This is a genomic window from Phenylobacterium sp. (genome assembly GCF_041916435.1).
GTDB lineage: Bacteria > Pseudomonadota > Alphaproteobacteria > Caulobacterales > Caulobacteraceae > Phenylobacterium.
Genome location: NZ_JAYRZM010000003.1, coordinates 112,707 through 128,536, shown reverse-complemented (window position 1 = coordinate 128,536; position 15,830 = coordinate 112,707). Strand labels below are relative to the sequence as shown.

The 15,830-nt window shown below is 68.0% G+C and carries 14 protein-coding genes, 1 tRNA gene and 1 riboswitch; of the genes, 7 read left to right on the top strand and 8 right to left on the bottom strand.

The window, feature by feature from the left end:
• Positions 1–11 precede the first annotated feature (11 nt).
• Positions 12–2,498: a TonB-dependent receptor plug domain-containing protein gene (locus ACE3TA_RS08905; protein WP_374572704.1), complete on the bottom strand. Its 2,487-nt coding sequence runs from the start codon at positions 2,496–2,498 to the stop codon at positions 12–14.
• A 771-nt stretch (positions 2,499–3,269) separates the two neighbouring features.
• On the opposite strand from ACE3TA_RS08905, the gene ACE3TA_RS08900 reads away from it, so the two are divergent.
• The 5 genes from ACE3TA_RS08900 to ACE3TA_RS08880 all read left to right on the top strand — a co-directional run bounded on the left by ACE3TA_RS08900 (position 3,270) and on the right by ACE3TA_RS08880 (position 8,152).
• A complete protein-coding gene (locus ACE3TA_RS08900) occupies positions 3,270–3,776 on the top strand; it encodes a RidA family protein (protein WP_374572702.1) in 507 nt (168 codons plus the stop codon).
• A 95-nt stretch (positions 3,777–3,871) separates the two neighbouring features.
• The gene (locus ACE3TA_RS08895; protein WP_374572700.1) at positions 3,872–4,789 is read left to right on the top strand and encodes a DMT family transporter; all 918 of its coding nucleotides are present in this window, start codon (positions 3,872–3,874) and stop codon (positions 4,787–4,789) included.
• Positions 4,790–4,849: 60 nt separating this feature from the next.
• Positions 4,850–5,206, top strand: coding sequence for a hypothetical protein (locus ACE3TA_RS08890; protein ID WP_374572698.1), 357 nt, complete (start codon positions 4,850–4,852; stop codon positions 5,204–5,206).
• A 59-nt stretch (positions 5,207–5,265) separates the two neighbouring features.
• Entirely contained in the window at positions 5,266–6,120 is an 855-nt protein-coding gene (locus ACE3TA_RS08885) for a neutral zinc metallopeptidase (protein WP_374572696.1), read from the top strand.
• A 91-nt stretch (positions 6,121–6,211) separates the two neighbouring features.
• Positions 6,212–8,152, top strand: coding sequence for a hypothetical protein (locus tag ACE3TA_RS08880; protein ID WP_374572695.1), 1,941 nt, complete (start codon positions 6,212–6,214; stop codon positions 8,150–8,152).
• 116 nt (positions 8,153–8,268) lie between these two features.
• Here ACE3TA_RS08880 and ACE3TA_RS08875 read toward each other — a convergent pair whose 3' ends face one another.
• The 4 genes from ACE3TA_RS08875 to ACE3TA_RS08860 all read right to left on the bottom strand — a co-directional run bounded on the left by ACE3TA_RS08875 (position 8,269) and on the right by ACE3TA_RS08860 (position 10,998).
• The gene (locus ACE3TA_RS08875; protein ID WP_374572693.1) at positions 8,269–8,697 is read right to left on the bottom strand and encodes a DUF6491 family protein; all 429 of its coding nucleotides are present in this window, start codon (positions 8,695–8,697) and stop codon (positions 8,269–8,271) included.
• 45 nt (positions 8,698–8,742) lie between these two features.
• A complete protein-coding gene (locus tag ACE3TA_RS08870) occupies positions 8,743–9,423 on the bottom strand; it encodes an aspartate/glutamate racemase family protein (RefSeq protein ID WP_374572691.1) in 681 nt (226 codons plus the stop codon).
• Positions 9,424–9,473: 50 nt separating this feature from the next.
• Positions 9,474–10,511, bottom strand: a complete 1,038-nt coding sequence (locus ACE3TA_RS08865; protein WP_374572689.1) for an NAD-dependent epimerase/dehydratase family protein — start codon at positions 10,509–10,511, stop codon at positions 9,474–9,476.
• 91 nt (positions 10,512–10,602) lie between these two features.
• Positions 10,603–10,998 (bottom strand): MAPEG family protein, encoded by a 396-nt coding sequence (locus ACE3TA_RS08860; RefSeq protein WP_374572687.1) that lies wholly within the window; start codon positions 10,996–10,998, stop codon positions 10,603–10,605.
• Between the two features lie 124 nt (positions 10,999–11,122).
• Positions 11,123–11,230, top strand: a riboswitch (TPP riboswitch).
• Between the two features lie 55 nt (positions 11,231–11,285).
• Between ACE3TA_RS08860 and thiC the strand changes: the two genes are divergently transcribed.
• Positions 11,286–13,118, top strand: coding sequence for a phosphomethylpyrimidine synthase ThiC (thiC, locus tag ACE3TA_RS08855; protein ID WP_374572685.1), 1,833 nt, complete (start codon positions 11,286–11,288; stop codon positions 13,116–13,118).
• A 338-nt stretch (positions 13,119–13,456) separates the two neighbouring features.
• On the opposite strand, the gene ACE3TA_RS08850 is transcribed toward thiC, so the two are convergent.
• Positions 13,457–13,999 (bottom strand): hypothetical protein, encoded by a 543-nt coding sequence (locus ACE3TA_RS08850; protein WP_374572683.1) that lies wholly within the window; start codon positions 13,997–13,999, stop codon positions 13,457–13,459.
• Between the two features lie 319 nt (positions 14,000–14,318).
• Positions 14,319–15,125, bottom strand: a complete 807-nt coding sequence (locus tag ACE3TA_RS08845) for a hypothetical protein (RefSeq protein ID WP_374572681.1) — start codon at positions 15,123–15,125, stop codon at positions 14,319–14,321.
• Positions 15,126–15,263: 138 nt separating this feature from the next.
• Here ACE3TA_RS08845 and ACE3TA_RS08840 point away from each other — a divergent pair.
• A tRNA-Ser gene (locus tag ACE3TA_RS08840) sits at positions 15,264–15,333 on the top strand.
• Positions 15,334–15,429: 96 nt separating this feature from the next.
• On the opposite strand, the gene ACE3TA_RS08835 is transcribed toward ACE3TA_RS08840, so the two are convergent.
• A complete protein-coding gene (locus tag ACE3TA_RS08835) occupies positions 15,430–15,687 on the bottom strand; it encodes a hypothetical protein (RefSeq protein ID WP_374572680.1) in 258 nt (85 codons plus the stop codon).
• Positions 15,688–15,830 lie beyond the last annotated feature (143 nt).

Genomic DNA, 15,830 nt, shown 5'->3' with positions numbered 1-15,830 from the left:
GTCCTGCTGGATCAGAAGGTCCAGGTCAGACGGCCGTAGTAGTATCCGCCGTTGATGCCGAACGGCGAGAACGTCGGGTATTGCGTCACGTACGAGTTGCTGTTGTGCGTGAAGTAGTCGTTGCGCAGATCGGCGTTGATCTTGTTCGGGTACTTGTTGAACAGGTTCGTCGCGCCGATGGCCACCTTCACCGAGTCCAGCAGCTTGACGCTGACGTCCAGGTCGGTGATCGCGGTCGGCTTGATCTTGGTCTGGTAGTAGGTCGAGCCGTTGCGGCTGTTCCACTCCGAGGATTCGCCATAGAGCGACTCCTTCAGGTTCACGGTGAACCGGCCCAGGCTCCAGACCGCGCCGGCCGTCACGCGGTACTTCGGCGTGGCGTCCTCCAGGATCGAGATCGCGGTCTTGTCGAACAGCGAGACGCCGGCGGCGAGCTGCGACGGCGGCGGGGCGATGTGGGTCACCTTGGTGGAGGTGTAGTTCGCCGTCACCGTCCAGTCCACGTGGCCGAAGTCGCCGAAATCGGACGAATAGGTCGCCACGAAATCCGCGCCCTTGGTGCGCGTGTCCAGGCCGTTGGTGAAGATGTTGATGCCGGTGATGGAGACCGTCGAGTCCAGCACGTTGCCGTTGGCGAGGATCGCGTCGACCACGGCCGGGGAGTTGAGCCCGCCGCCGGAGCCGTACAGCGCGCCGGAGCCCACGATCCGGTCGCTGATCTCGATCTGGTAGACGTCGAGGGTCGTCGTCAGCCGCGAGATCGGGTGGGCGACGAAGCCGACGCTGTAGTTCGTCGACTTCTCCGGCTTCAGGCCGTCGACGCCGACCAGCTTGGCGCCCGCCGAATTCGGCGGAAGCTGCACGAACGCCGACGTCGGCGACACGTTCGTCGCCGAGTAGTACTCCTCGGCCAGGGTCGGGGCGCGGAAGCCGGTGCTGGCCGTGGCGCGCACGGCGAACGCGGGCGAGAAGTCGTAGCGGCCGGTCAGCTTGGCCACGGTGGTGTCGCCGAAGTCGCTGAACGATTCGTAGCGGACCGCGCCGTCCAGCTGCAGGGCGTCGACGGGCTTCACCGCCAGGTCCAGGTACACGGCCTTGTTGTTGCGGTCGTGCTTGCCGGCGTCGGTGAGCGAGAAGCCGGGGAACGACTGGCCGCCTTCCTTGTAGCGGGAGGCCGCGTCGCCGGCTTTGATCTCGTAGGTCTCCTTCCGGTACTCGACGCCCGCCGCGAACGTCAGCGGGCCGGCCAGGCCGACGTCGAACTCGCGGCTCAGGTCCAGCGTGGTGGTCCACTGGGTGTTGATGAAGTCGCCGTCGTGGAAGTCGGAGGGGGAATAGCCGTCCGAGGTCGTCGTCGAGGTGTCGACGTAGAGCGAGCGGTTGACGCTGTCCAAGGTGTAGATGGAGTCGCTGTCGGAGCCGTAGGTCGTGCTCAGGTCGAAGCGCCATTCGCCGGCCTTGCCGTCGACGCCGCCGGTGACCGCGTAGTCGTCCTCGCGGATCGCTTCGCGCGGGCTGAAGCCGAGCGGGCGGGCCCAGACGCCGTTCTTGCCGACGATCAGGTTGGCGGTGCGGTAGTTTTCGTAGGCTTGGCCGAACTTATGGCCGTAGGTGCCGAAGCTGTAGATTTCCAGGTCCGGGGTGACGTCGTAGCCGAAGTTGTACGAGCCGGTGGTCAGGCGGTACTCGGCGTCGCCGGGGATGCGGTTCAGGTAGGGATAGCCGGGCGCCGAGGCGACGGCGGGATAGGCGGAAAGCCGCGACGAAGAGGTCGTGTTGTACGGCGTGTCCAGCAGGCGCGGGTCGACGTCCCCGCGGAAGCTGTAGTCGTGATACTTCGTCTCGACCGTCAGGTTCAGGAAGGCGTTCTCGAACGGCGCCACGCCCAGATTGGCGCTCAGGTCGCCCGTCAGGCCGCCCCCGTCGATGTAGCGCCCGCCCGAGGCGACGATCTCGCCGCCGGAGTCGCCCTTCTTCTGGATGATGTTGACGACGCCGGCGATGGCGTCCGTGCCGTACTGGGCGGCCGCGCCCTCCAGCAGCACTTCGATGTGGTCCACCGATTCCAGCGGGATGAAGTTCAGGTCGGCCGAGGCGCCGCCCTGGTAGGGGCCGCCGAGCACGGCGAGGTTGGCCGTGCCGTGCCGGCGCTTGCCGTTGATCAGCACCAGCGCGTGGTTCGGGCTAAGGCCGCGCAGCTTGGCGGACAGCGTCATGTTCGCCATGTCGCCGCCGAACGCCTGGGCGGTGAACGACGGAACGATGTTGCTCAGGCCCTGGCGCAGGTCGGTCTGGCCGGACGCCTGCAGCGAGGTGGCGTCGACGACCTGGATCGGCGCCGGGCTGTCGGCGGCCTTCAGGCCCGTCTGGCGCGTGCCGGTGACGATGACTTCTTCGACCGCTTCGCTGTCGGCGCCCGCCGCCGCTTCGGCCGCTTGCGCCGCTTGCGCGGCCATCGTGGTCAGAGCCGCCAGAGAGACGCCGGCGATTAGTTGCATTCTTGTTTTTTTGGACATGAGTGCCCCCTCATTGGACGCGGCTGGATCAGCCGCCGATGCTTGCGTGCGGCCGTTCCCGCCCGCCGCTGGGATGTTTGGCGGCCGGGATAAACGCCTCGGTCGCGAGAAGTTCTTCAGTCGAGGGAAAGAGCTCGCGGCCACATGTTTCCGTGACGTGAGCATGATTACTCACGCCATGCGTGAAAATGCGCAGACCCACGGACATACGGGCTCACTCTCGGCCGAGTTATAAGAACCCGACCCGCGCGCTCCTCCCAATATGCGAACTATTCTTGATTGAGAACTGCACCGGAGTCGTCGATTCCAGAATTCGTCGAACTCCGATTTCTTGAGGGTCCTCACAGCTCCAAATTTGTGTCAACGCGGAAGTGAAGTGTCGCCGAATGCTAAAATGGGAGCGGATTTTGTGGGCGAAGCCAGCGCAATTTTTGGGCGGCCGGCGTGGCGCGCGAGTCTTCCGTAACGTCTATTTCGGAGGTGACGTGGAAAGACTTGGGTCTATACCCAGTATATGCGGAATATTTGAGCGTCCGGCGCCGCGACATTGATCAACCGGCGGGGGAGTCGGGGGCCGCGAACCGGCCCGAGGGCCGCTCTCTTGCGGGGTGTTCGACGGCGGGCGATGGCGGGCGCGCGTAGGTCTGCGCCCCGGGTCGAACCCTCGGCCGTGCGCGGGTTTTCGCCGCTCCGCGCTTGATGAACGGTGCGAGCCGCTACAGCTTCAGCGCGACTTAGGAAAGGGAGACACCCATGCGCAAAATCCTCGCCGCCCCGCTGATGTTCGCGGCCCTGCCGCTGGCCCTGGCGGCGGCCGCCCCGGCCGCCGCCGAGGTCGCCCACATCGGCGCCTCCGCCTCGCCGATCGCCACGGCGGTCAGCGTCAGCGCCGATCACGACATGCTCTATGTGAGCGGCCTGACCCCGCCGCCGCTCAATCCCGACGCGCCGGCCGGCGCGCCGCGCGAGTACGGCGACACCAAGACCCAGACCATCGGCGTGATGAAGCGCATCGAGAGCGTGCTGAAGGAGCAGGGCCTGGGCATGGGCGACGTGGTCATGATGCGCGTCTATCTGGTCGGCGACCCGGCCAAGGACGGCAAGATGGACTTCGCCGGCATGATGGAGGGCTACAAGATGTTCTTCGGCACGCCGGAACAGCCCAACAAGCCCGCCCGCGTGACCGTGCAGGTGGCCTCGCTCGTCGGCCCCGGCCAGATGGTCGAGATCGAGGTCCAGGCGGCCAAGCCGAAGATGTAGGGTCGACGGGCCGCTGCGACGGTTGGCCCGTCGCGGCGGCTTGCATCCTGGCGCGGAACAGCGCCTAACGAGCCGCGCTGTTCCGGAGCCCGTTTTTGACAGACCAACTCACCGCCGACGCCGCCGGCGCGCCGACCCAGCACGTCGGTGCCGGAATCCTTTCGCGGGTCGCCGCCATGGTCTGCATGGCGACCATGTTCGCCCTGGTGAAATGGGTCTCGCTGCGCGGCGTGCCGGTGTTCGAGACCCTGTTCTTCCGCAGCGTCTTCGGCTTCCTTCCGCTGGCCGTCTACATCGTCCGCGCCGGCGGGATGTCGGTCATGCGCACCACCCGGCCGGTCGGCCACCTGGTGCGGGCCGCCATCGGCCTGCTGGGCGTGGTCGGCGGCTACATGGCCGTCGCGCACCTGCCGCTCACCGAGGCCACGGCGCTGCAGTTCTCCGCGCCCCTGTTCATGACCGCGCTGTCGGCGCTGATCCTGCGCGAGCATGTGGGCCGCCACCGTTGGGCGGCCGTCGCCATCGGCTTCATCGGCGTGATGATCATGGTGCGGCCGGAGCCGACCCACATGGCCAACATCGGCACGGCCTTCGCGCTGATCGGCGCCGTCGGCTCGGCCGGCGCCATGATCGCGATCCGCCAGATCAGCCGCACCGAGCCGGGGCCGCGGATCGTCTTCTATTTCACCGTGACCGGCATGGTCGTCGGCCTGGCCAGCGCGCCGTTCGGCTGGGTCAAGCCCGATCCCCTCACCCTGGCGGCCCTGGTCGGGGCGGGCCTGGCGGGCGCGTTCGGCCAGCTCCTGCTCACCCAGGCCCTGCGGCTGGCGCCGGTGGCCGTGGTCGCGCCGTTCGACTACACCCAGCTTCTCTGGGCCGGCCTGATCGCCTTCTTCGCCTGGGGCGAGGTTCCGCGCCCGGCCATGCTCGCCGGGGCCGCCGTGGTCGCCGCCAGCGGCCTCTACATCGTCTATCGCGAAGCGCGCCTGCGCGCCGCCGCGCGGGGCCGCTGATCCCGCCGGCCGCTGCAACGGGCGCTGCGTCCGCGCGTTCGGCGCTGTAGGATGCAGACCATGCGCATGATCCTCGCCGTCTTCGCCGCAGCCCTCGCCGGACCGGCGCTGGCGCAGACGCCCCCGGACCTCGTCAGCCAGGGCGACCTGGCGATCCAGAACGCCGAGGCCCAGGCCGCCGCCAACCGGCGCGAGGTGTCCCTGGAGAACCGGCTCAACGCCCAGGACGCGGCGTTGCGCGCCGAAACCGCCGTGCGCGCCCTGCAGGATCAGTCGGCGCAGGCGGCGACGGCGATACCGCCGCCGGCCCTGGCCGGTGCGGCCAGCGTGAGCCTTGGCGACATGGCTTCGATCCCCGACGAGCGGCTGGCCGCCTCCAACGCGCGGGTGCGCGAGGCCGCGCAGAACCGCCGCTAAGGCTTGCCGCGACGCCCGCGCCTCGGCTTTAACAGCACGATCGGCTGATGGAGGCGCGCATGCGTTGGCAGGGCGGACGGCGGTCCGGCAACATCGAGGATCGGCGCGGCATCCACCCGGCGGTGGGGGGCATCGGCGCGGGCGGCGTGATCCTGGCCCTGATCGGCTACTTCGTCTTCGGCATCGATCCGTCCACCACCTTGCAGGCGGTCAGCCAGGCCGGCGGCGAGGCGCAGCAGACGCAGCAGGCCGGCGTCGAGGGCACGCCCCAGGACGAGGCCGGCCAGTTCGTCGACGTGATCGAGACCTCCACCGACGATGTCTGGAGCGCGATCTTCCGCCAGCAGGGCCGCACCTATCGCCCGCCGGCCGGGGTGGTGCTCTACGACGAGGCCACGCCCACCGGCTGCGGGGCGGGCCAGGCGGCCATGGGGCCGTTTTATTGTCCGGCCGACCAGAAGGTCTATCTGGACCTGTCGTTCTGGCAGGAGCTGGAGGGCCGCTTCGGCGCCAAGGGCGACGCTGCGCGCGCCTATGTCATCGCCCACGAGATCGGCCACCACGTCCAGAACCTGACCGGCCAGACGGAACGGGCCCAGCGGCTGGGCGCCAAGGGCGCCGAGTCCGGCTCGGTGCGGCTGGAGCTGCAGGCCGACTGCTACGCCGGCGTCTGGGCCGCCCACGCCGCCGAGGTCTCCCACGGCGAGGTGGCGCTGGATCCGAAGGACATCGAGGACGGCCTGCGCGCCGCCTCGGCGGTGGGCGACGACACCCTGCAGCGCCAGGCCCAGGGCCGCGTCGTGCCCGACGCCTTCACCCACGGCACCAGCGAGCAGCGCATGCGCTGGTTCCGCAAGGGCGTCGATTCCGGCGATCCGGCCGCTTGCGACACCTTCAGCGCCGCCAGGCTCTGATCCGGCGCGCGGTTTGGTTCACGCGCCTTCACCATTCCTTTGCTCCGCCGCTCCAGGTTGAGCCCGCTTTCTGAGGATCGGGGCGCGGGCGATGGGCCCGGGCGTGGACGGGGCGGCGTTGATGGACGGGGCGCGCTTGGAGGCGGCGGACGCCGAACGCGGCTGGAAGCCCCTGCCGACCCTGCTGTCGGCCCTGCTCATGGCGGCGCTGTGGCTGGCCACGCACGGCTACAAGGGCGTCTTCCACGACGCACGGCTCTACACCCTCCAGGCGCTGCACGGGCTTGATCCCGGCCGATGGGCCGAGGATCTCTTCTTCAAGTTCGGGTCGCAGGATTCCTTCACCCTGTTCTCGGCGGCGTTCGAGCCGCTCGTCCGGTCGCTCGGGCCGGCGCTCGCCAACATCATCGGCTGGCTCGCGGGCGGGGCGCTCTGGATGGCGGGGCTCTTCGTGCTCGCCTCCGCCGCCCTGGACGACCGCCGCCTTCGCCTGGCGGCGATGATCGGCGTGGTGGCGATCGAGGCGCACTACGGCGGCTTCAACGTGTTCCGCTACGGCGAGCCGTTCCTGACGCCCCGGCTCTACGCCGAGGCCCTGTCGATGGCCGCCCTGGGCTTCGCGTTGCGCGGACGGCTCGTCCTCGCCGTCCTGGCCATCGCGGCGGCCGGGCTCCTGCACCCGCTGATGGCCCTGGTCGGCGCTGGCGCGCTCTTCTTCTACTCCGCCCTGGCCGATCGGCGGGTCTGGCTGTTGGCGGCGCTCGGCGCGGTCGTCGGCGCCGGGCTGGTGCTGGCCGGCGTGGAGCCCTTCGCGCGGGTGAGCCGCGTCTACGATCCGTCGTGGTTCCAGATCGTCTATGACCGCTGCCGGTTCGCCTTCATCTCCCGGTGGAGCCTCTTCGACCATCTGCGGGTCGTGACGACCTTCGCCGTGCTCCTGGCCGCGCAATGGCGCGCCGAGGGCAAGCTGCGCCGCCTGATCCGCGCCGTGATCATGCTGACGGTCGCGGGCCTCGCAGTCAGCTTCGTCGGCTCGGACCTCGCCAGGGACGTCCTCATCGTCAACCTTCAGGTCTGGCGGGTGCTTTGGCTGGCCACCCTCTTCGCCAACGGCGCCCTGGCGGTCCTCGCCTTCGGCCTGCCCAAGGGGATGGTGTCGCGCGAACTCTTCCTCATCGCCGCCGTCGCCGGCGCGCTGGCCGTGCCGCTATGGATTCCGTCCTTCGCCGTATGGGGCGTGGCGTTGACCGCATGCCTGGCCCTGGCGGCCGAGGCGAGGTGGGGCGAGACCATGGCGCCGACCGCGCGCACGGCCCTGCGGCTGGCGTGCCGCGCGGTCGCCATCGGGCTGCTGGCCTTCTCGGCGATCTTCGTCGTCCTGCAAACCAGGTCGGAGCAGTTTCCGGGGCGTCTGGCGGACCTCGTGGCGACCCTCGCGGTCATCGGCGTCGCCTGGGCCGCGTCGCGTCTCGCCGCGCGCAGGCTGGCGTTCGGCCTGGCGGCGCTGCTCTGCGTGGCGGTCTTCGCGCGGCTCGACCATCGCACCGACTGGCAGCGCTTCCTCGAGGCGCCCGGTGCGCCGGCCGACCTGGCGCGGTTCGTCGGACCGGCGCGCAACATCTACTGGGAGGGCGGGCCGGAGGTCCTGTGGCTGAAGCTGCGCCGGCCCAGCTACTATTCGTGCCTGCAAGGCGCCGGCGCGATGTTCTACCGCCAGACGGCGACCACCTTCCACGCGCGGCTGGAGGCGCTCAAGGGCCTCGGCTCGCGTGAGGTCGCTGGCGGCTTCGACAGGTTCTGCGCCTTCAAGGGCATGCCGCCGAAGCCGAGCCCGCCGACCCGCGAGGCCCTGGCCGCGACCTGCCGGCGCCTGCCCGACCTGGACGAACTGGTGCTGGTCCGCGCGGCCCCCGGGCTGGCGGCGCGCTCGTGGGCGGCCCCGACGTCCGAGGAATTGCCCGGCCGTAACGAGCTCTACCCCTCCGAGCGGGTGAGCCGCTTCTACGCCTACGACTGCAAGGACTTCCGCTAGCGCCTAGAGCGCGATCCGCGAAGGCGGACACCGGCTTTGCGGCCAGATCGCGCTCAAGCCTTTGAATTAGAGCCCTATTCTTCCGTTCGAACGGTATCGTTTGAACGGATAAGGCTCTAGGGGCGCAGCTTCGCTGGGATCGCCGCCACCTGCTCGTCGCTGAGGCGCGCGATGCTGGAGACGATGCAGGGGGTGACGAAGCCCGTGCTGCTGCGGATCTTCAGGTCCAGGTCCAGCGGATGGCAGATCAGGTCGGTGCTGGCTGCGGTGGACAGGATCAAGGTGTCGTCGCGCATGGCGCCGGCCCCGCAGGCCCCGGCCATGGTCACCCGGTAGACGTCCTTGAAGCCCACCTTCAGGTAGACGGTGTCCTCCGAGGCGATCCGGTGCGAGCGGATCTGGCTCATCCGGAAGCACCCGTCCGCCGACGCGGTGGCCGAGGCGTCGACCGCCGCGGAGGTCTCGGCCTGGGCCGCCGGCTCGCTCGCCGGCTGGCCGGCCGCGAGCGCGGCGGCGAGGATGGTTGAAAGGGCGATGAGCTTCATGACGCGGCTCCTGTTGACTGGCTGCAGTCTAGCACGGCCGTGGCCTCAGAGCCGCTCCCAGCCCTTGCACACCGCCACGCAGCGGCGGGCCAGCGCCCGGGAGCTGTCGATCAGCGGCACGGCCAGGTCCTGCGGTCCGATCACCAACGGCAGTTCGGTGCAGCCGGCGATCAGCGCCCGCGCGCCCTGGCCGATCAGGTCCTGGGCGAAGGCCAGCATCCGCGCGCGCGTCGTCTCGCCAAGGTCGCCGGCCTTGACCTCGCCGAGCACGTCCATGAACTCGGCCTGGCGCTCCGGCGACAGGAAGACGGCCGACAGGCCGCGGGCGGCCAGGTGCTCGTGATAGAGCCGCAGCGCCGGCTTCGCGCCGAGGACGCCGATGCGCTGTTCGCCGGTGGCCTGGGCCTCGGCGGCGGCGCATTCGATCATGTCGATCAGCGGCAGGCCGGCGACCTGCTGGATGTCGCGGGCGTGGGCGTGGGCGGCGTTGCAGGCGATGGCCAGCACCTCGGCGCCGCTGCCCGCCAGCCCCTGGGCCATCTCGGCCAGGACCAGCCCGCCGGCCAGGGGATCGGTGACCCGCTCGGCCGCGCCGGGGTTCAGGTCCACCAGCACGTGGATGTGGTCGGCCTCGGTCTCGGCCGGCGTCAGGGCCTGAAGCTTGGCCAGGAAATCGACGGTGGCGGCCGGGCCCATGCCGCCGAGAAGGCCCAGGATCAAGCTCATGGCCGACGACTCCTTTCGGAGTCAGGCCTAGCACGCCCGGTGCGACAGAGTCAGGACACCCACTTCAGGACGCGGATCACGCCCATCTTGGCCGACTGGCGGTGGGCGGAGACATCCTTGCGCGCGGCGATCTCGTCGCGGTTGGCGTGGTAGTAGCGGTAGGCCTTGAGCAGCATGTCGCCGTTGGTCAGGGTCGGGCGCCAGTCGAGCTCGGCCTTGATGCGGCTGGTGTCGAACATGAAGCTCTGGGCGATCATCCGGTAGTGGTAGGGCCCGAGCGGCGAGATGCGCAGGGCGTGGGCCAGGCGCATGGCCGCCAGGGTCGGCGCCTTGGGCAACACGCCGATGCGCGAGCGGCTGCCGCTCTGGTCGATCACGTGCTGGAAGTTGTCGCGCAGGCTTTGGACGTCGTCGGAGCCGATGCCGAAGACGCCGCGGGTGTCGCGCCGCCAGGCGCGCAGCATCGCGTCGATCAGGTCGGCGGCGTAGATGAACTGGTAGCGGTTGCGCCCGCCGCCGACGGTCCAGACCCGGCGGCCGTCGGCGATGAACTCGAAGAGGATGGCCAAGAGGCCCAGGCGTCCCTCGTCGATGATGGTCGGGCAGCGGATGGCCGCGGCGTGGAGCTGGGCCGGGTGGTCCAGCAGGGCCTTCTCGCCCTCCCACTTGGACTTGCCGTAGAGCTCCACCGGCGCGGGCGGCTCGTCCTCGGTGACCGGGGCGTCGAAGCCGCGGCCCCACAGGCAGTTGGACGAGGTGTAGACCACGTTGCGCACGCCCGCGGCGGCCATGGCGTCGGCGAGGACGGCCGTGCCGACGGCGTTGGAGGTCCACACGTCGTCTTCGTTCAGATGGCCGTGGGCGAGCTGGGCGGCCAGGTGGAAGACGACCTCGGGCCGCGTGCGGGCGAACAGGGCGTCGAGCCCGGCCCGGTCGCGGATGTCGCCGACCACGGCCTCCAGGCGCGGATGGCTGGCCTCGGCGGGCAGCAGGTCCAGGGAGACGACGTCGTGGCCGTCTTCCAGGAGCTTGGCCACCATCAGCGAGCCCAGGAAACCCGAGCCGCCCGTCACCATCACCTTGGCCATCGATCCTCTCCCGCTCCCAGGGGCCTCGCGTCCGCAACCCTGAGTGCCCGAGGGGCGGTTAAGGATCTCTGAGGCGGGGCCCCGGAAGGGCTCAGGCCGTCAGCACCGGCAGGGCGAGCATGACCAGGCCGACGATGCTGACGATCCAGGCCAGCGAGCGGATGTTGCGCACGCCGAAGGCGTAGAGCGGCACGTAGAGGACGCGGGCGTAGAAGTAGATCTGCGCGCCCAGGGCGGTCTTGGCCGTGTGGATGTCGGCCACGTGGGCGATCAGCACGAAGCCGGCGAACAGCGGCAGGGTCTCGAACAGGTTGGCCTGGGCGCGGGAGAGCCGCTCGGCGCGGGCGCTGAGCGGCGGCATGGATTCGTCGCGCGGCCCGGTGTTCCACTTCAGCCCGTACTGGCCCGTGCGGGCCACGTCGAACAGCAGGATCTGGGCGAAGGCCAGGACCAGGGTCCAGGCCAGCATCTTCAGTTCAATGGTCACAGCGTCCCCCTTGAGGCTTGTTCTTGCCTGACGCGGCCACGGGACGGCGCCGGGGCGCCCGCGTCAAGCAAGGGATAATCGGCGCGGCGGCGCTTTCCTTGAGAGGCGTTCGCGCCTAGTCTGGCCGCCATCCTCGGGGGGCCGCGCCAGGGCGGCTGAGAGGCGGGCGATCCCGCGACCCGTAGAACCTGATCCGGGTCATGCCGGCGAAGGGAAGGACCAGGGCCTGCAAGGGCCCGCTTTCCATCGCAGGACCGTCCCGGCCGAGCCTTTAGGGAGCTTGCCCGGTGAACATCCAGACGCCCATCGACAACGCCATTCCGACCGGCGAGCGGCCGGGCTCGAAGAAGGTCTTCCAGGCCGGCGTGGTCTGGCCCGACATCCGCGTGCCGTTCCGCGAGGTCGCCGTGCACGAAAGCGCCGGCGAGCCGGCCCTGACGCTCTACGACTCCTCCGGCCCCTACACCGACCCGGCGGTGAAGATCGACATCGAGGCCGGCCTGCCGAAGACCCGCGAGCCGTGGGTGGTGTCGCGGAACGACGTGGACCTCGTCACCGACCCGCGCGAAGTGAAGCCGGAGGACAACGGCTTCGCCCAGGGCAAGCACCTGGCGCCCCAGTTCACCGCGCCGCGCCGGGTCTACCGCGCCAAGGCCGGCCAGACGGTGACGCAGATGGCCTACGCCCGGCGCGGGATCGTGACGCCGGAGATGGAGTACGTGGCGATCCGCGAGAACCTGCGCCGCCAGGCCTCCGATCCCTTCATCCGCGACGGCGAGAGCTTCGGCGCCGAGATCCCGGACTTCGTGACCCCCGAGTTCGTGCGCGACGAGGTGGCGCGGGGCCGGGCGATCATCCCGGCCAACATCAACCACACAGAACTGGAGCCGATGGCCATCGGCCGCAACTTCCTGGTCAAGATCAACGCCAACATCGGCAACTCGGCGGTGCTGTCGCAGGTGGCCGACGAGGTGGACAAGATGGTCTGGGCCCTGCGCTGCGGGGCCGACACGGTGATGGACCTGTCGACCGGCCGCAACATCCACAACATCCGCGACTGGATCATCAGGAACAGCCCCGCGCCGATCGGCACGGTGCCGATCTACCAGGCGCTGGAGAAGGTGGGCGGCGTCGCCGAGGACCTGAACTGGGAGGTCTTCCGCGACACCCTGATCGAGCAGGCCGAGCAGGGGGTGGACTACTTCACCATCCACGCCGGCGTGCGCCTGCCGTTCGTGCCCCTGACGGCCAAGCGCGTGACGGGCATCGTCAGCCGCGGTGGCTCGATCATGGCCAAGTGGTGCCTGGCCCACCACCGCGAGAACTTCCTCTACGAGCGGTTCGACGAGATCTGCGAGATCATGGCCGCCTACGACGTGTCGTTCAGCCTGGGCGACGGCCTGCGCCCCGGCTCGATCGCCGACGCCAACGACGAGGCCCAGTTCGCCGAGCTGCGCACGTTGGGCGAGCTGACCAAGATCGCCTGGGCGCGCGACGTGCAGGTGATGATCGAAGGGCCCGGCCACGTGCCGATGCACAAGATCAAGGCCAACATGGACGAGCAGCTCAAGCACTGCGGCGAGGCGCCGTTCTACACGCTGGGCCCGCTCACCACGGACGTGGCGCCCGGCTACGACCACATCACCAGCGCCATCGGCGCGGCGATGATCGGCTGGTACGGCACCGCGATGCTTTGCTACGTCACGCCCAAGGAGCACCTGGGCCTGCCCGACCGCGAGGACGTGAAGCAGGGGGTGATGGCCTACAAGGTCGCCGCCCACGCCGCCGACCTCGCCAAGGGCCACCCGACCGCCCGCGCCTGGGACGACGCGCTCTCGCGCGCCCGCTTCGAGTTCCGCTGGGAGGACCAGTTCAACCTGGGGATCGATCCGGAGACGGCGCGCGAATACCACGACGAGACCCTGCCCAAGGAAGCCCACAAGACCGCCCACTTCTGCTCGATGTGCGGGCCCAAGTTCTGCTCGATGAAGATCAGCCAGGACATTCGCGAGGCCGCCAGATCTCAGAATGACTCGGGGCAGAACGATGCGGACGCGGGGATGGCGCAGATGGCGGAGAAGTTCCGCCAGGTCGGCGAGATCGACGTGCCGGTGAAGTAGGAGGTTTTCCAGGCGGTGCAGCCTCATTCTCCTCCCCCTCTGGGGGAGGGGGACCGCGAAGCGGTGGAGGGGGACTGTGAGTCTGCTGCTCCGATCAAAGTCCCCCTCAGTCCCTACGGGACAGCTCCCCCAAGAGGGGAGCATCTGGGCGCCGATCTTCGCCCGCTCATCAGCGTCCGCCCACACCCCTTCGTCATCCCCGGGCTTGTCCCGGGGATCCATCGGGCCGCGTCGCGGGCGGCGGGGAGTGGGCGAGGGCCGTGCGGCCGAGACGACGGGGAAGGGAGCGGGAAGGCGGCTTGGATCCCAGCCTTCGCTGGGAAGAGCGGGGAAGGGGGCTAGCCCGAGCTTCGTCGTTCGGGGGGCTCGGCGGCGTCGTACTCGAGATCGGGGCCCTCGGGATCGGGGTCGTCGTTGGCGGCAAGGCCGAGGTCTTGGCGCAGGCGGGCGATCAGGTGCTCGACGGGCGCCTGCGCGAACTCGTCGGCGAAGAAGCTCTCCGCGTCGAGCCAGCGCTTCAGCTCCACCAGAAGGGCGCCGACCTCGTCCGGCTCGGCCTCGGTCCAGATCAGCCGCGAGCCGACGTCGCCCACATAGGACCGGCGGGCCCGCACCGCCTCGCGGCGCGCCTCGCCGGCCGCCCGCTCGGCCTCGGCCGCCAGGCGCCGGCGGTCGCGCTCGATCTTCGCCTGCAGGGCCAGGGTCTGGCGCACTGACCGGGCCGCCCGCTGGAACGCCAGCGCGCCCTTCTGCGCCTCCTCGTCGGTCTCCGCCGCCATCGCCCGCCCGTGCAGGCGCCTGGCCAGCGCCATCGACATCTCGGCGAGCTCGCCCAGCATCACACGCTGCATCTCAGCCATGTCGTCGAGCGAGGTGGACATGAACAAAAAGAGAACATGTGGGAAGGGAGGAGTCAAGATTTTTCGGAGCCGGGCGCACGAAAGCGCCACTAGTTGACCTCGAATTTCGGCCCCAAGCTGACTTTGTGCACGGTCGGAGACTAACCGATGTCCACCAACTTGCTCTTGGGGTCACCTTCAATAAAATCAGGCGCTTAGCTGCTTCCGTGTGCTACGTGCGTCGGTGCTTTGTGTAGCAGTTTGGGGCGGGCCGGGGAAGCGCTCGCGGTCGTTGTACAGCATCTATCCCACTGCGAGTGGTCGCTACCGTCTTTGAGAGCAACGGGTGGATTTCACGCCGCTATGCCGTCGGCACGGATTGCCGTTGCAGGGTCGGAAATTTGTCCTGTCCTAGCGGCTTGCCACCATCGTACAAATATTCAATGAACCGAGCGATGAGCTCTTCGGTAAGGAGAAACATTTCGGCTCGCTCCTCATCAAGCACTCCGCCTAACTTCCCATGCCTTGCCCAATCTGCATGAGATTTGAGGAAGTCCAGCACTGCTCTATCAATCCGCAGAGCGGACCGCATCCTTTCCCACGCCGCCCCGTCATTTTCCTTGTCGCCTTTTTTCATAGACTGCATAAGCGCGTCCGCAGCCCGATAGCAGAAAAATCCCGTTTGGGCTGGACTTTTCATTGCCTCTCTAAAGTCTGACAATACCAAACCTACATAGGGATTTGATAGAAGCGTGTTCAGCGCCTCCGGCGTCAATGCCAAATCCGCCAAATGATTTTTGTTGTATAGGATCGGTATGCTAATTCCGAAAGTGTAGATATTTTTGTCCGGCAATACGCATGAAACTATTTCAACGTCAAAAGCAATTCCCCGCTTAAACCCTGCAATATCCACCATTGATCGGACGATACTCTCAATAATGTTCCTTTGCGTGTATTGATTTTTCTCGCCCACTGTTGTGGTCACGCGCGCCGTTATTTGGCTAGAATGAATAAATACTCTGGTGTCGGTTACGTGTCCTTGTTTGTCCTCGTAGTGCAAATCGAGAGGCCCGAGGTATACGGGAACCCGCTCCGGCACTACGCGTCCAAAGAAGATCCACTCCGCAATATCGTTCGACTGAGGGGCATCCCCCTTTTGTTTGCTCATAGCTTTCTATGCTCGCCCGAGTTCCGCAGCTATTGCGCCTCACCGTTTGCGCCATTTTGGCCCAAAGGTTGCGGCCATGGCAACGCTACACTACATGTTGTCATGTCGTGCGAACACGGCAGTCCCGCAAGGGACTACATAGTAGTAGCTCAGCGGATAGAGCGCTCGCCTGCTAAGCGAGAGGACGTGGGTTCGATCCCCACCTACTCGCTTGGGCAGGGCGCACGTTATTCTTATCGCCCGCAATTTGAAAAGCCACGCGACCAAATTTCGATGTGCTGTCGCGAGGCGGTGCTTTGGTCCGTCAGTTAGCCAACCTCGCGCGCCGTATGAGTTCGGCGCACTGACGGAATAGATCGCTGTTCCAGTCCATGTGCTCGGTGCAGAACCTGCTCAGGCTCCGAGCAGCGTTTTCAATTTCCGTCCCTACCTTCGCTTCGCTGGCAGCTTCGCGGAACGCGACAAGATGGTTCCGCAGATAGTCCTCCAAGGTATCGGGCGTCTCAGCACGCGCCGCGATGGATGCAAGCAACTCATCGGTGGCGGCTACTACGGCTTTCATGGCGGACTGCTCGCGTCAGGACCGATTGATTTCTTGACGTTAGCGGCCTCAGCAGGGGCGACCAAATTTTGATGTGCTGTTGCGAGCCAATGTCTCCCACTGAGAATGGGAACTTTGGCCCCGTAGGGGGGCTAGCCCGGCGG

Bases quoted from the DNA above. Each gene is read 5' to 3' on its own strand.
- ACE3TA_RS08905 (WP_374572704.1), bottom strand. From the start codon at position 2,498: ATGCAACTAATCGCCGGCGTCTCTCTGGCGGCTCTGACCACGATGGCC.
- ACE3TA_RS08900 (WP_374572702.1), top strand. From the start codon at position 3,270: ATGCGCAAAATCCTCGCCGCCCCGCTGATGTTCGCGGCCCTGCCGCTG.
- ACE3TA_RS08890 (WP_374572698.1), top strand. From the start codon at position 4,850: ATGCGCATGATCCTCGCCGTCTTCGCCGCAGCCCTCGCCGGACCGGCG.
- ACE3TA_RS08885 (WP_374572696.1), top strand. From the start codon at position 5,266: ATGCGTTGGCAGGGCGGACGGCGGTCCGGCAACATCGAGGATCGGCGC.
- ACE3TA_RS08880 (WP_374572695.1), top strand. From the start codon at position 6,212: ATGGGCCCGGGCGTGGACGGGGCGGCGTTGATGGACGGGGCGCGCTTG.
- ACE3TA_RS08875 (WP_374572693.1), bottom strand. From the start codon at position 8,697: ATGAAGCTCATCGCCCTTTCAACCATCCTCGCCGCCGCGCTCGCGGCC.
- ACE3TA_RS08870 (WP_374572691.1), bottom strand. From the start codon at position 9,423: ATGAGCTTGATCCTGGGCCTTCTCGGCGGCATGGGCCCGGCCGCCACC.
- ACE3TA_RS08865 (WP_374572689.1), bottom strand. From the start codon at position 10,511: ATGGCCAAGGTGATGGTGACGGGCGGCTCGGGTTTCCTGGGCTCGCTG.
- ACE3TA_RS08850 (WP_374572683.1), bottom strand. From the start codon at position 13,999: ATGTCCACCTCGCTCGACGACATGGCTGAGATGCAGCGTGTGATGCTG.
- ACE3TA_RS08845 (WP_374572681.1), bottom strand. From the start codon at position 15,125: ATGAGCAAACAAAAGGGGGATGCCCCTCAGTCGAACGATATTGCGGAG.
- ACE3TA_RS08835 (WP_374572680.1), bottom strand. From the start codon at position 15,687: ATGAAAGCCGTAGTAGCCGCCACCGATGAGTTGCTTGCATCCATCGCG.